This window comes from Mariprofundus aestuarium, from assembly GCF_002795805.1.
Classification (GTDB): Bacteria; Pseudomonadota; Zetaproteobacteria; order Mariprofundales; family Mariprofundaceae; genus Mariprofundus; species Mariprofundus aestuarium.
In genome coordinates, this window is the sequence record NZ_CP018799.1 from 1,754,663 (window position 1) to 1,768,669 (window position 14,007).

A 14,007-nucleotide genomic window follows, 5' to 3' on the forward strand; every position below is an offset into this window, starting at 1 on the left:
CACTGTTAAACCCGGCGCAGGGTACGAAAAAACGAAGCCTAAGTCGAGTCAAATGGAGCAAGCCCGCTAAAAGCAATGGGTGTTGCTTTTAGCGGGCGCGATAGGATTTGATCCACAACCAAGCAATGGGGTTGCTTTTAACTTGAGCGATAGAAATAGCTGCAAACCCAAAAAGCCATCACCTTACGTCAGCGGGGAGAAGAGCATGTCGAAATCCTCAGGAGACCACAATGAATTCTGAGCCCCCTCTCTGCTATGAACGACACCTTCAGCCAGTTGTCGTTTACGCTCCTGCAATTCGAGGATTTTCTCCTCCACCGTTCCTTCGGTAATCAGTTTATAGACAAATACAGCCTTGTCCTGACCGATACGATGGGCACGGTCAGTCGCCTGAGCCTCAGCCGCCGGATTCCACCAGGGGTCGTAATGAATCACGGTATCGGCAGCTGTCAGGTTCAGTCCCACTCCACCCGCCTTCAGGCTGATCAGAAACAGTGGCACTTCTCCGTTCTGGAACGACTCAATCGGCGTTTCTCGGTCACGCGTCTGCCCGGTCAGCTTCACATAACCAATCTTGCGCTTGATCATCTCCTTTTCGATCAATGCGAGCATGGTAGTAAACTGAGAGAAAAGCAGCACTTTGCGCCCCTCTTCAATCATCTCAGGAAGCATATCGAGTAGCATCTCCAGCTTGGCCGATGGCGGTGCCTCATCATGACTGATACCGGAGACCAGACGTGGATCACAGCAGACCTGCCGCATTTTCAATAGGGCATCTAGCACCACAATCTGGCTCTTCGCCAACCCCATCGATGCCACAGCATCGCGCACCCGCTTCTGCATCGCCAGCCGCACACTCTCGTAGAGTTCGCGCTGCGCGCCCTCTATTTCGATACTACGGATCATCTCCGTCTTCGGAGGTAACTCCAGCGCCACCTGCTCCTTGGTTCGACGCAGCATGAATGGGCGAAGACGAACATTCAGCGCATCCTGCCTTGCTATATCACCCTGAATTTCAATCGGTTTTCTGAACAGGCGGGTGAAATTACGCTGATCATGCAGATAACCAGGCATCAGAAAATCAAACTGAGCCCATAACTCACCGAGATGATTTTCCATCGGGGTGCCGGTCATACAGATCTTGTGATTGGCATGCAGTTTGCGCACCAGCTGTGAGCCCTTGGCTCGTGGGTTCTTTATATTCTGAGCCTCATCGAGAATCAGCAGGTGCCACTGCTGCTCTACCAGCGTATCGAAATCACGGGCCAGAAGCGGATAGGTCGTTAGCACTAGGTCAAATGAATCCAACTGGTCAAAGTGCAGGGCACGCGTCGGTCCATGCACCACCAGCACTGAAAGGGATGGGGCAAACTTTTTCGCCTCTCGCCGCCAGTTATGCATCAGGCTGGTCGGCGCAATGACCAGCGCCGGAGACTCAAGGCGCCCATCCTCCTTCTCTTTGAGAATATGGGCCAGCGCCTGCACCGTCTTACCAAGCCCCATATCATCGGCAAGAATGCCACCCAACTGCATCTCACGCAGAAACTGCATCCAGCTTAATCCAGCCAGCTGATAATCGCGCAAGTCAGCTTTAAGCCCCTTCGGCACATCGCACTCGGGTATCGTGCTGATATCGGAGAGCTGTTTCATATGCTTGAGCCATGCGCTGCTGCTGATCTGCACCGGCACATCAGAGTTACTGATGCTCTCCTCCAGCGCCAACAGCTGTGGCGCACTGAGCACCACCTCCTCTGTTTTTTTATCGCCGGCAAATACGTCGAGCATGAAACGCAGGATATTTGCGACCATCTCACCCGGCGCCGAAAGCAATCGTCCGTCTGGCAGTGGCAGTGGCACCTGCTCTTTCTCTTTCAACAACGCCAGCGACTCATTGCTCAGCAGTTCAGGCTGCTTTCCTACCCAGCTTCCCATGGCAGAGATCAGGTCAACCTCTTCTCCATCCGAAAGCGTGACCGTAAGGCTCGCCTGTCCCATCAAGCCGCTGCCCTGCCCTCCGGTTCTCTGGTTAATATCGAGCTGCCAGCCCGTAGCATGCTCAATCTGAAATGCAAAATTGTCGGCCACTTCAAGCGTAAAGCCCTTCTCCTCTAACTCTGGCGCCTCATAGAGCATCCATTCCGGCCAGTAGCTCTCATTATCAAGCGTAAACATCTGAGCTTCGAAATCGAAAAGTTCAGCCAGTTCCTGTTCCGCTAACGGCAGAAGTCCGGCCACCTCAAAGGCTTCGAACGCCTCCCTTTCAACATCCATATCGCGATGATAGTCAATCACCCTCTCTCCGCGGATAGCCCGGATGGCCTCCGGATCGGTGCAATAAGGTGTCTTTTTACCGTCATAATCGAACCATAGTTCAACTACATGGCACAGATCCGGCGTCCGGTGCCCCCAACGCTGGGCCAACTTTTTCGTATAAAGCTTAACCAGCGGCAGTGGCCTGACCTGTCGCTGCTCATGTGTCAGGCGAACTGGCCCCGGCACACCAACTGGCAGTTGCGCAGTCACTTTGGCTATCACATCATCGTCACAGTCCAGCTCCACCGCAGGCATATTGAGCAGAATCTCGGCCACAGTCGACGGCTGCCCGGTCTCGATCGGGCCTGATAGGTTTGCATGCACATCGATATACCAGGGAGGAGAAGTCGGCACGATCATCTCATCCTGCGACATCTGCAGTGACAAATGCTGGTCACCTCGACTGTTGAGCTTCCACTGCCATTCGCCTCTTCGCTTGTCATCGCGCTTCATGGCCTGATGATCCTTATCCTTCCAGTGGCAGCGCCCGGTTGAGAGCACCCGTTTGAGGATGCCCAGCCCCTCTTCACCCTTAATTCGGTAGCCACGCAAGGAAGATAGCGAGCGATCCGTAGCCACTTCCCTGAGAATCTTCTCATCTGATGAGAGGATATATTGTGGCACGCTGTACTGCAGGATATTGGCCGCATCATAGGGCACCGCTTTACCGTAACCGCCGGATTTAAGAAGTCTGGCAGTCACAAAGTGTAGGCGCACATCCTGATCCCCGTCCGGCTCAAGAATATAGATCAGCCGCTGCTTGATGCCATCGGAGTACTCGGTAGTCGGTGCACTTCCATCTTTGACATTCTCTAGGGCTCCCAGCCATTGGCCAAAGGCAAAAGGGCCGACTGGAGGCGACGACGCTTCTGCTTCACCACCTTCCAGCTCATCCATCCACTCATAGAGTACGGCTGCAACATGTTTGCACTTCTCGCCCAAAGGGCAGCTGCACCGGCTATGGGTCAAGGCTTCATCAGAACGGGAGACCTGTACCTGGAGAGGTACGCGATCATCGCCACGCACACTGGCCACCACGCTCTTTCCACCCTCATTCAGATCGAAATCATTAATTCGACCCTTTTCGAAAAGCTCTTTGCCCTTTGCAGCAGTCGCTTTTCCAACCCATTTTCGGATCTGTGCTTCGGTCATTTCCGGCATCTCAGCCATAGACATGTTGCTCCTTTATCCATAAAAACTCATCGCGATATTTAGCTGCATCTTCAAAGCGCAGGTCAGCGGCGGCTTCAGTCATCAGCCGCTCCAACTCCAGCATGCGCTGTTTTTTGTCAGCCTCTGTAGCCGGTTTTGACTCGGCAACCTCGGGAATCTGACCGTAATCCATCTCATAAACTGAACCGAGAATATCCTTAATCGATGACTTCACGGTCGTCGGTGTAATGCCGTGCGCAGCATTATAAGCCAGCTGCTTTTCACGCCTGCGTGCCGTCTCATCCATAGCCCGCTGCATTGAATCGGTCACCTTATCGGCATAAAGGATCACCCGCCCCTCGATATTACGGGCCGCACGTCCAATGGTCTGGGTCAGCGACCTTTCAGAGCGCAGGAACCCCTCCTTATCGGCATCGAAGATCGTGACCAGAGCGACTTCCGGCAGGTCGAGCCCCTCACGCAACAGGTTGATACCGATCAACACATCAAATACCCCGAGCCTGAGGTCGCGCAGGATCTCCATGCGCTCCACCGTATTAATATCGGAGTGAAGATAGCGCACCTTCATATCGAGATTGTTCAGGTATTCGGTCAGATCCTCGGCCATCCGCTTGGTCAGGCAGGTCGCTAATACGCGGAAACCGGAAGCAATGGTCTCGTTTGCAACAGAGATGAAGTCGTCAACCTGTCTGGTCGCCGGACGAACCTCGATCTCAGGATCGACAAGACCTGTCGGTCGGATGATCTGCTCAACAATCACGCCTTCGCACTTCTCCATCTCGTAATTACTGGGTGTAGCCGAGACATAGATCGCCTGCGGTACCACCGCCTCAAATTCGTGAAACTGCAGCGGCCTGTTATCCAATGCAGATGGCAAGCGGAATCCAAAATCAACCAGCGTCTGCTTGCGCGAACGGTCGCCTTTGAACATGCCACCAATCTGCGGCACCGTGACATGCGACTCATCCAGCATCACCAGCGCATTGTTGGGCAGGTAATCAAGCAGGGTCGGTGGCGCCTTGCCCTGGGGGCTGCCGGTCAGATGTCGTGAGTAGTTCTCAACACCAGTGCAGTAGCCCACCTCCTGGATCATCTCCAGATCAAAGATGGTGCGTTGCTCCAGCCTTTGCGCCTCCACCAGCTTGTTCTGGTCATATAGCTCGGCCAGTCGCTCGGCCAGCTCATCACGAATCGCATCCATCGCTTTGACCAGTTGATCGCGCGGTGTGACAAAATGGCTTTTGGGGAAAACGGTATATTTATGCAGGCTTTCATTGCGCCTGCCGGTGAGTGGATCAAAGCTGCTGATCGCATCCACCTCATCACCAAAAAATTCAACGCGCAGCGCAAAATCCTCGGCATGGGCCGGAAATATTTCGAGCACATCACCGCGCAACCGGAAGGTGCCGCGATGAAAATCGGTATCGTTACGCTGGTACTGCAGCTCAACGAGTTTATTGATCGCGACTCTCTGATCGACTTCCCGCCCCACCTCGAAATAGAGCAGCATGCCGGCATAGGCTTCGGGGCTGCCCAGGCCGTAGATGCAGGAGACAGAGGCAACAATAATCACATCCTCGCGCTCCAGCAGTGCGCGCGTAGCGGCATGACGCATGCGGTCGATCTGCTCATTGATCGCACTGTCCTTCTCGATATAGGTATCACTCGACGGCACGTAGGCTTCCGGCTGGTAGTAGTCGTAATAGGAGACAAAATACTCCACCGCATTATTGGGGAAGAACTGCTTAAACTCGCCATAGAGCTGGGCTGCCAGCGTCTTGTTCGGAGCCATGATCAGGGTCGGTTTTTGGGTCTGCTCTATGACGCAGGCCATCGTGTAGGTCTTACCCGAGCCGGTCACACCCAGCAGGGTTTGATGGCGGCTGCCAGCTTCGACACCCGCAACAAGTTCGGCTATCGCCTGTGGCTGGTCACCACGTGGTTCAAAGTCTCCGGCAAGTTCAAAACGCATCAGGCAACTATAACCCCGAAGATAGAGGAAACCAGTCCCGTTTTAAGAAAACAATAAAAAAGGGGCCTTCGCTAGAAGGCCCCTTTGATTCAATACCGCTTGACCCTTAAAACTGCCACCAGCGCTTGGATGGATTATCCGAAGCTTTAGGCGATGGCTCGCCGCGATGGGTTCGTTCCCTCTCCTTATCCCGCTCCTGAACAGCATCCTTATCCCGCTCTTTATCCTGATCCTTGTCACGCGCCTGATCCTTATCTTTATCCTTATCGGAATCCTTGTCCTTACGGCGATCCTTGTTCTTTTCTTTGTGTTTTTCGCCTTTCTCATAGCGATCACCACTCTTGTGCTTTTCACTTTTTACGGAACGTTCCTTGTCAGAACCGGCCATAGATGGCGCTGCGTTGACGCTTATTGCGAAGACCATCGCAATCATTGCTACCAGATATTTCATATTTCTCTCCTTAAGCCCAATTCAGGACCAATAAATCTCTCCTGCAAGCCGACACTAGCGAAAACCGTCACCCCGCGTCAGCAGCAGTTTTCCACCACTGGGTGTATTATCCACAGCCTGGTTGGCTACGCTTTAATATAGTGCAGAAACTGGCTGATGCGACCGGCTTTAATACCGCGCTGTTCAAACTTGGTCTCAGGACGATCAGCATCGCGTTCGATGAACCCACCGACACCCGCCACATTGGTGAGCCCTGGCGTGACATCAAGAATATCACGCATCCACTCAGCCAGATCGGGTTTGTCGGTCGCAAGCTTGATAAAACCGCCCTTCTTGAGTCGGCTAACCATCAATGCTGCAAAATCTTTCTGGATGATACGGCGCTTATGATGACGGACTTTAGGCCATGGATCGGGATGATTGACAAAAATACCATCGAGCTGCTCTTCAGCCACCTGATTGGTCAGTACAAACTGGGCCGGCAGTTGTGTAATGCGGCAACGTTCGATCAAACCTGCATCATCCATGCGGCATACCGCCTTGGCGACACCCGGCAGGTAAATCTCGACACCAATCAGCAGCCAGTCAGGATGGGTTTGGGCCAGATGCACGAGGAAATCACCGTTCCCAAAACCGATTTCCATCACCAGCGGCGTACCTTCAGGCAGATTAGCATCAGCCAGCGTTTTCTCTTTTGGTAACCCAATCACAGGCAGCCACTTCAGCAGGCGCGCCTCCTGCCCATCGGTAACAAAACCATTTTTGCGCCCGTGCGTGCGCATTTCATGTTGAATAAATTGATCACGGAACTCTTTGGACAATCGCATGCGCCGCATGGTACGGCTTCGACACCGTTAGCCAACAGAAAACTGACTTGGTCTAAACGCCTGTCTGTGTATCATGCGATAAAACCTCAGGGAGAATGTCCATGCTGAAAAAAACTATTATTGCAGCTACAGCGCTGCTATTCACCTCTGGCGCCGCAAATGCTGGTGAATATGCATATACCATTGATCACGGCACACCGGGTGTGATCTCCAGTGAAAGCAAAATGGCCCGTATCGTTCTGGTTGGTTCGGGTGACTGCTCCAAAATCCCATTCGAAGTCATTACCGATGGTGTGAAATCGCTTTCAGGTGAGATGAATCTCAGCAAACCACTCTCACTGCCGCTTGATTTGACCACCATTCACCTCTCCTGCTCCGCTGAAGGTGTAACTGCGAAGGTTAAGCGCAAAGGTGAAGGGCTGTTTTAACAGACAACCCGATCCATCAGCAGAGACATCACCGCAATCAAACAAATGACACCACCGCGATGTGCAAGCATCGTCGGGACAGTTGAAACGTTAATGGAATCAGGGAGTTCAATATGCTGTTAAGTACCACCCCAACCATCGAAGGTAAACCGATCAGCGACTACAGAGGTGTAGTGGTCGGCGAAGCAATTCTCGGCGCCAATATCTTCCGCGATATGTTTGCAAACATCCGCGATATTGTCGGTGGCCGCTCCGGCGCTTACGAGAAAGAAATGGCCAACGCGCGTACCATCGCATTTGAGGAAATGCAGACTCGTGCAACCGAACTGGGTGCCAATGCTATTGTCGGTATCGACATTGACTACGAAGTGATCGGCAAGGATGGCAGCATGATGATGGTCAGTGTCAGCGGCACTGCTGTTACTCTTGGTTAAATAATCGGGGCCGCATATGCGCCCCTAGCTCAACCAACGATGGAGAGCTTTATCTCTTCTGCTTTCTGTTCTCCACAGAGCCGGGCAATCAGGCGCAGGGAAAACTCAACGGCCGTACCCGCCCCGCGGCTGGTAATAAGGAAGTCATCCTCAACCACCACATCATCAACATAGACGGATGAGGGTTGCAGTTGCTCCATCTCAGACTGAAATGAGGGGTAAGAGGTTACCCTCATTCCTGCGGTAATGCCGTACGCGGCTAGTGCTGTAGGTGCGGCACAGATCGCGGCAATTGATTTTCTTTCACTGCGCATCCGTGTCACAACCGCCTTCACATTGGCATCGTCGCGCAGCAGGTGTGCATTCGGAAGTCCGCCCGGCAGCACCACCATATCCCATTCCTGATTCATCACCTCGGCGAGCGCCGCATCAGCCTCAATGGTGATATTGGAACGCCCTGTAACCGGCTCGCCATCGAGGCTTGCCGTACAGACCTCCACACCTGCTCGCCTGAGCAGATCAACCACAGCCACGAATTCAACCTCTTCCACACCATTGGTGAACGGAACCAGCACCTTTGCCATAGCTAAACCTCCTCACTCCAATCTTCGGGAAAAACACCCTTCGAAGCCCATGTAAATGCCTGCCCCATGCGTTGCATAACCGCGGCTTCACGCCCGGACAACACACCGGTCATGATAGCCGAGTTTTGTTGCTGCAGAAGTGATAAATCCAACGCTTCACGCGGATAGGGATCTAGCCCCGCCTCCCGGTAGCGAACACGGGTTGTTTTATCACCCTGCTGTTTGGCGATGATCTTCTGGCGATCGGCGTAGAGCTCCGGTTCCCCTTCAGCCCCCATAAAAATCAGTGAGCGTTCCTGCCCCAGCAGCATATTGGCCCCGCTCATATAATCGGCGTAAGGAGTGTGAAAAAAACCATTCAGCTGCCCTTCGCACTGCAGGGGATTGAGCAGCCGTGCCACACTGTTGGCGAATGAGCGTACACCGAGGCGGGGCCGCAGATGGTAGATGCGAAACAGGTCGGGGCAGAGATCGGCCAGGTCGACATAAACAATACCTTCGTGACCCAGCAGGCTGGCAGCCTCTGCAAGCGTAACCGCCCGCTTCACCCCCGCAGCCTGCAACACCTGCCATGCGGTCACACGTCCTTCAATCTGCTCGACGCCATGCACAAACACAGGAACTCCGGCATCGCGGGCCTTCAGTGCCGCGGCCAGATAGGCGTGAGCTGCCCGTCGCTTGCCCGCATAACAGGGAAGATCAACTGCCCCAGCAGGGCTAACAGTGGCGCCAAAACCACCCATACGTGAACGCGCCGCCTCAACAAATCCAGCCAGTTCATTCGAGGTCTCCCCCTTCATGCGCTGGGCGATCAGGAATGCCCCCAGCTGCAACGCATCCGCATCGGGCGTTAAGAGCTGCAAGAAGACAGCCCTGGCCTCCTCCTGAGTGAGGTTTTCCGAACCGTTTTTGCCGCGCGCCACGCGACTGATCAGGGGTGATATATCCATATCCGACTTGTACCACATCATCTGGTGACTATGCTAGTCGGATGCGCTTTCTTGTGATTCAACATCTGGACATTGAGCCGCCCGCACTGATTGGCGAGGTCATTCAATCGGCGGGTCACACACTGATTACAATTCATCTGGATCAGGGCGCCCCCCTCCCTGATTCCACTGGTTTTAACGGCATCATCATTATGGGCGGCCCGCAATCGGCCAATGATGAAATCGACTATATCCTGAGTGAACTGGCATGGGTTAGAGAGACACTGGATAGAGGCTTGCCGATGCTCGGCGTATGCCTTGGTGCACAGATCATGGCCAAAGCTTCCGGCGCTGAAATTATTGCATCACCAATTCGCGAACTGGGCTGGCATCCGGTCTATCACACAGTTGAAACTGGGAACGACCCTCTGTTCAAAGATATGGTGGACGGCCTGCCCGTTTTCCAGTGGCATGGTGAAACCTTCTCATTAACCGATGCCATGACACTGCTCGCCACCCACTTCGATGTTCCCTCACAGGCATTCCGTTTGGGTAAAGCGCAGTACGGCCTGCAGTTCCATGTCGAGGTCGACGAATCAACCATCAGGCCGTGGATTGAATATGGTAAAAGCGAACGTGCTTTTCTCGGCACCGAAGGCATCAGCCTGCTGCACAGGGAGAGTTCACTCTATCTCGGATCGATGCAGAACTTCTGTAGAAATATGGTTAACAACTGGCTTAAAGAGATCGCACCTTAACAGCCACTGTTATCTCTACACCTCTGTTTTGACCTACTCTGTTAACGACTCGGGGGTAAAGCAGATTGATAATGAAAGGCCCGGTCTTTTATTTGGACTATTTTTCGGTTATAACTAGCCATTACGTTAGAATGAAGGAATAAAAGTCAGTAAGAGGTGCAGTTTATATGATCACTCGATCTGCCCCATGGATGGAACCCTCTTCTAAAGCGCAGAAGAACGCTCTCTCACTTCCAGTGCTGCTATCCTTTGTTTTCGCAATGCTCTCGCTTATCTGCTCTTCCGAGGCTCAGGCAACGCCCACACTGCAGCTGGAGACAACCCAGCACTCCTATCCTCTGGGGAACCGTGTCGAATATCTTGAAGACAGATCGGGACAACTTGATATCAGCTCGATCAGACAGCAGCCTGAAATGGCATGGCAGAAACATTCCCAGACAGTTCCCAGCTTCGGCTTCAGCCAGTCGGCTTACTGGTTCCGCATCAACCTTGAAGCTTCTGAACTTCAGGATCGACTGCTGGAAATCGACCATCCACTGCTTGATGAGGTCTCGCTCTACCTGTTTGCAGGAGAGCAGCTTTTGCAGGAATTTCAAACAGGTGACTCCAGGCCCTATGTTGAGCGCCCGCTCAAGCACCGGGGCTTTGTTTTTCCGTTAACGGTATCACCAGCTGGGCAGCTAAACCTCTACCTGCGCGTGAAGAGTTCAGGGGCTGTACAGGTGCCGATGACCCTGTGGAGTGAAGAGGCATATCACGCGCGCGACGAAATCGTAATGAGCGCCATTGGAATCTATTTTGGTGTTATCCTCTCTCTGCTTCTCTACAACCTGTTTCTTTTCATCAGGGTGTATGAACCGGCCTACATCTATTATGTCCTCTATGTGCTGATGTTCGGCCTCTTTATTGCCGGGCTGACCGGCTGGGGCTACAAATTCCTATGGCCTGAGGCGGCAGCATTTCAGCAGTATGGCCTGGCAATATTTATCACCACGGGCGGTATCTTTGTCTGTCGTTTTGTTCACTATTTTCTTGACCTGAAAAACAATGCGCCTCGAGCCGGACAGCTGCTGACCGGTATCGTGCTTATCCTTATTGCCTTGCTCGCCCTCCTCCCCTTCACCTCCTACCACCTCATCGTTCAGGGGGCGCTGGTTATGATCATCGTGACCTCCCTGACCGCACTCTACTGTGGAGCAATGCTGTGGCGGAACGGAGAAGCGATGGCGCGCTATTTCACCATTGCCTGGAGCGCCTTCCTGATTGCCGTGATACTGGCCTCTCTGGAGAAGCTCGGTGTTCTGCCTCGAACATTCTGGGGGGAAACCTTTCTGCCGATCGGCATGGCGCTGGAGGTAATCCTGCTCTCACTTGCACTGGGCGACCGGATTAACAGTGAAAAGCAACAGCGCATTCAGGCACAAGAACATGTCATTCGGGTGCAGGAAAAACATCAGGAAGAGCTGGAGATGAAGGTGGAAGAGCGCACCATTGATCTGGAGAAGGCCAATGCCAAATTGCACCTGCTAGCCACTACCGATGGGCTGACCGAAATTTTTAACCGCCGCCACTTTCTGGAACGGGGTATGCATGACCTTAAAATTGCCAGTCGCTATAACCGCCCTATTGCTGTGATCATGCTGGATATTGATCACTTCAAAGCTGTCAACGATACCTACGGCCATGATGCCGGTGATCAGGTTCTCAAGCATCTTGTCTCCACCTGTAATTCCATAAAGAGGGAGACAGATATTATTGGACGGCTGGGAGGCGAGGAGTTCGGCATTCTACTGCTAGAGACCTCTGCTGCAGCTGCGCATGAAGTGGCAGAAAGGCTTCGTCGTGCAATCGAAATCTCTCCCGTCGACTATGAAGGAACCAGCATTACTGTTACAGCCAGTATTGGGCTCTGCACCCTTGAGGGAAAAAAACAACGGTTAAGTGTTGAAGATATGTTAAAGGTTGCAGACAAAGCACTCTATCAGGCTAAGGAGTCCGGAAGGAACAGGGTAGTCATGTTATTGGGGAATGCTTAAATTCCCACAGTATCAAGCACCTTAAAAGAGGCATTAAAAAAGGGCTCCGATGGAGCCCTTTTTTATTCTTCCTAAAGTTACTACATTTCTACAACATAACCTTACAAATAAGGTCTATGGTAAGTCTCAGAACGGTTATACGCACCTGTATATGCTTTTGTTAAATATATACATACCATAAAATACTATATACAAACAAATAAACATAATAAAATCACGCAGTGATATCATATTTTGTTAAATTTAAAGCAAGAAATCACTTATCTTAGAGGTAAATTTAACATTTCCCCGAATTGATCTAGTCCGACAAACGGTAACTGATTAATATCATACGCTGAGGAGAACTCCTACACGTTGCACTGCAATATTAAATCAACACTGATAATGTAAAAGAGCGATTACGGAACCGCAATCAATTTCTAGTCAGTTCAATCCGATCGAGCTATATAATAGGAGATATATTTGTCTGAAGTAAGTCATGGAGGTAGGCTGTAAGCTTGCGTATTATAAATACATAGAATTGGCGGCAAGCACAGATGCCAAGCAAGGAAAGAGGCATCCATGAACGATATCATTGTCAAAACAGAGCCAACATTGCCTGCACTACCTACAACGTTTTTACCTGCCATTACTGAGTTAACGCAATCTCTTGGAATCCCAAGAGAAATGTTGGCGAGTGCCGAAGAAATTGAATACGCATGGCGAGACCTCCCCCGTGAAATCCGAGAAATACCTGAGGCACTGCGAGGGGAGCTAGTCGCACGAATGTGTGTAGCAGTAAGCGCTGGCCTGTTTGATGGAGCAATGAATTATATTTGGAATGCAGCAGTTCTCCACCTGCGCAGTAAAATCAGAGTGTTTGGATTACCCGTTGTTGCTCAGATTAGGCAAAAAGATTTCGAAGAAAAACATTTGCTGGAGCTTCAGGATAGTCAGTTATTAGAACTTTGCTTGAAACTCAATATTATAGATGAAGACGGTTATTTCTTTTTAGACCAGTCAAGAGGTGTACGCAATAATTTTTCAGCAGCTCATCCAACACTGGGCAAAGTGAATGATAGAGAGTTCTCGACTTTTCTGAACCGCTGCGTGCGCTATGCATTAGCCGATTCATCATCTCCCAAGGGTGTCGACATAGGGGCTTTTATATCTGCCGTTAAAGGCCCACGGTTTAATGACAACCAATGTAGCATATGGATTCAAAGATTAATCGAAACACATGACTCTCAGAGGCAGATGCTTGTGATAATGGTGCATGGTGTTTATTGCGATCCAAACACACCGGAGCAAGCGCGGTTAAACTCTTTAGATATTTGCAATGGTCTACTTGAAAGCTTAAACGCCGCTATGCGGTCAGAGCTTATTAATAATCATTCCGAATATGTGGCAAAAGGATATGAAGAAAAACATGCAGCTTCATTACAGTTCTTTGAAAAACTTGGCCTTCTTCATCTTCTGAATGAATCCGAACAGCATGTGATATTTTCTCGGGCTGTGGAGCGCTTGTGGAACGTACATAATGGAATGAACAACTTTTATAACGAACCAGCATTTGCTGAGCGGTTGCTTGAGCTGAGTTTACAGAGTGCTGCACCAGAAACAGTTTTAGAAGAATACGTTCAAACCATAGGCTGCTGTAGAGTTGGCAACGGCTACGGCTTTTCAAATGCAGCAGCAAGCTATTATGATCAAATGGTAAAAAACTTCTCCCCCAGAGAAATTGCGACCCTAATTCAGTCTGCAACCTCCAAGGAAAACCCATTGGGTAAGCGTCTCTCTTTTGGTGGCTCATACCGCAGCAACTTTAAAGAGCTTCTAGGATTGATTGATCCAGGCAGCGTTCCCAATATCGTGCGTGCACAGTATCTACATTTATCTAACTAACAGGCATCTAGTCCAATAAATGGTAAGTAATAAATATCATACCCCCGGGGGAAAACCCTCCACATTGCACAGCCATATTTAATCAATTCTGATAATGTAAAAGAGTGATAACGCTATCGCAAGTCAATTTGTATCCGCATACACCCTTGGAAAGGTCATATTTGATATTCTCATTATATTTATTACATACATGAGAACACGAGTGATAGATGCACTCA

The 14,007-nt window shown here is 51.1% G+C and carries 11 protein-coding genes; 5 read left to right on the forward strand and 6 right to left on the reverse strand.

Annotated features, from left to right (window positions below; translation table 11 throughout):
* Window positions 1-183 precede the first annotated feature (183 nt).
* From Ga0123461_RS08535 to trmB, 4 genes are all read right to left on the reverse strand, one after another.
* A complete protein-coding gene (locus Ga0123461_RS08535; RefSeq protein ID WP_100277949.1) occupies window positions 184-3,483 on the reverse strand; it encodes a DEAD/DEAH box helicase in 3,300 nt (1,099 codons plus the stop codon).
* Window positions 3,476-5,458: an excinuclease ABC subunit UvrB gene (gene uvrB / locus Ga0123461_RS08540; RefSeq protein ID WP_100277950.1), complete on the reverse strand. Its 1,983-nt coding sequence runs from the start codon at window positions 5,456-5,458 to the stop codon at window positions 3,476-3,478. Before uvrB ends, Ga0123461_RS08535 begins: the two co-directional genes overlap by 8 nt.
* Window positions 5,459-5,564: 106 nt before the next feature.
* A complete protein-coding gene (locus tag Ga0123461_RS08545) occupies window positions 5,565-5,909 on the reverse strand; it encodes a hypothetical protein (protein WP_100277951.1) in 345 nt (114 codons plus the stop codon).
* A gap of 125 nt (window positions 5,910-6,034) precedes the next feature.
* A complete protein-coding gene (trmB, locus tag Ga0123461_RS08550; RefSeq protein ID WP_100278758.1) occupies window positions 6,035-6,736 on the reverse strand; it encodes a tRNA (guanosine(46)-N7)-methyltransferase TrmB in 702 nt (233 codons plus the stop codon).
* A 101-nt stretch (window positions 6,737-6,837) separates the two neighbouring features.
* Here trmB and Ga0123461_RS08555 point away from each other — a divergent pair, with 101 nt between their 5' ends.
* Complete coding sequence (locus Ga0123461_RS08555; RefSeq protein WP_100277952.1) at window positions 6,838-7,164, forward strand: hypothetical protein; 327 nt, start codon at window positions 6,838-6,840, stop codon at window positions 7,162-7,164.
* A gap of 113 nt (window positions 7,165-7,277) precedes the next feature.
* Window positions 7,278-7,598: a heavy metal-binding domain-containing protein gene (locus tag Ga0123461_RS08560; RefSeq protein WP_100277953.1), complete on the forward strand. Its 321-nt coding sequence runs from the start codon at window positions 7,278-7,280 to the stop codon at window positions 7,596-7,598.
* A gap of 29 nt (window positions 7,599-7,627) precedes the next feature.
* On the opposite strand, the gene Ga0123461_RS08565 is transcribed toward Ga0123461_RS08560, so the two are convergent.
* Window positions 7,628-8,182, reverse strand: a complete 555-nt coding sequence (locus Ga0123461_RS08565) for a DJ-1 family glyoxalase III (protein ID WP_100277954.1) — start codon at window positions 8,180-8,182, stop codon at window positions 7,628-7,630.
* Window positions 8,183-8,184: 2 nt separating this feature from the next.
* A complete protein-coding gene (locus Ga0123461_RS08570; protein WP_100278759.1) occupies window positions 8,185-9,132 on the reverse strand; it encodes an anthranilate phosphoribosyltransferase in 948 nt (315 codons plus the stop codon).
* A gap of 41 nt (window positions 9,133-9,173) precedes the next feature.
* Here Ga0123461_RS08570 and Ga0123461_RS08575 point away from each other — a divergent pair, with 41 nt between their 5' ends.
* From Ga0123461_RS08575 to Ga0123461_RS08585, 3 genes are all read left to right on the forward strand, one after another.
* Window positions 9,174-9,869, forward strand: a complete 696-nt coding sequence (locus Ga0123461_RS08575; RefSeq protein ID WP_100277955.1) for a type 1 glutamine amidotransferase — start codon at window positions 9,174-9,176, stop codon at window positions 9,867-9,869.
* Between the two features lie 167 nt (window positions 9,870-10,036).
* Window positions 10,037-11,905: a sensor domain-containing diguanylate cyclase gene (locus Ga0123461_RS08580; protein ID WP_100277956.1), complete on the forward strand. Its 1,869-nt coding sequence runs from the start codon at window positions 10,037-10,039 to the stop codon at window positions 11,903-11,905.
* 561 nt (window positions 11,906-12,466) lie between these two features.
* The gene (locus tag Ga0123461_RS08585) at window positions 12,467-13,789 is read left to right on the forward strand and encodes a hypothetical protein (protein WP_100277957.1); all 1,323 of its coding nucleotides are present in this window, start codon (window positions 12,467-12,469) and stop codon (window positions 13,787-13,789) included.
* Window positions 13,790-14,007 lie beyond the last annotated feature (218 nt).

Excerpts from the sequence above, each read along its gene's own strand:
- Ga0123461_RS08570 (WP_100278759.1), bottom strand. The coding sequence starts at position 9,132 with ATGGATATATCACCCCTGATCAGTCGCGTGGCGCGCGGCAAAAACGGT.
- Ga0123461_RS08580 (WP_100277956.1), top strand. The coding sequence starts at position 10,037 with ATGATCACTCGATCTGCCCCATGGATGGAACCCTCTTCTAAAGCGCAG.
- Ga0123461_RS08565 (WP_100277954.1), bottom strand. The coding sequence starts at position 8,182 with ATGGCAAAGGTGCTGGTTCCGTTCACCAATGGTGTGGAAGAGGTTGAA.
- Ga0123461_RS08585 (WP_100277957.1), top strand. The coding sequence starts at position 12,467 with ATGAACGATATCATTGTCAAAACAGAGCCAACATTGCCTGCACTACCT.
- Ga0123461_RS08575 (WP_100277955.1), top strand. The coding sequence starts at position 9,174 with ATGCGCTTTCTTGTGATTCAACATCTGGACATTGAGCCGCCCGCACTG.
- trmB (WP_100278758.1), bottom strand. The coding sequence starts at position 6,736 with ATGCGATTGTCCAAAGAGTTCCGTGATCAATTTATTCAACATGAAATG.
- Ga0123461_RS08545 (WP_100277951.1), bottom strand. The coding sequence starts at position 5,909 with ATGAAATATCTGGTAGCAATGATTGCGATGGTCTTCGCAATAAGCGTC.
- uvrB (WP_100277950.1), bottom strand. The coding sequence starts at position 5,458 with ATGCGTTTTGAACTTGCCGGAGACTTTGAACCACGTGGTGACCAGCCA.
- Ga0123461_RS08535 (WP_100277949.1), bottom strand. The coding sequence starts at position 3,483 with ATGGCTGAGATGCCGGAAATGACCGAAGCACAGATCCGAAAATGGGTT.
- Ga0123461_RS08555 (WP_100277952.1), top strand. The coding sequence starts at position 6,838 with ATGCTGAAAAAAACTATTATTGCAGCTACAGCGCTGCTATTCACCTCT.
- Ga0123461_RS08560 (WP_100277953.1), top strand. The coding sequence starts at position 7,278 with ATGCTGTTAAGTACCACCCCAACCATCGAAGGTAAACCGATCAGCGAC.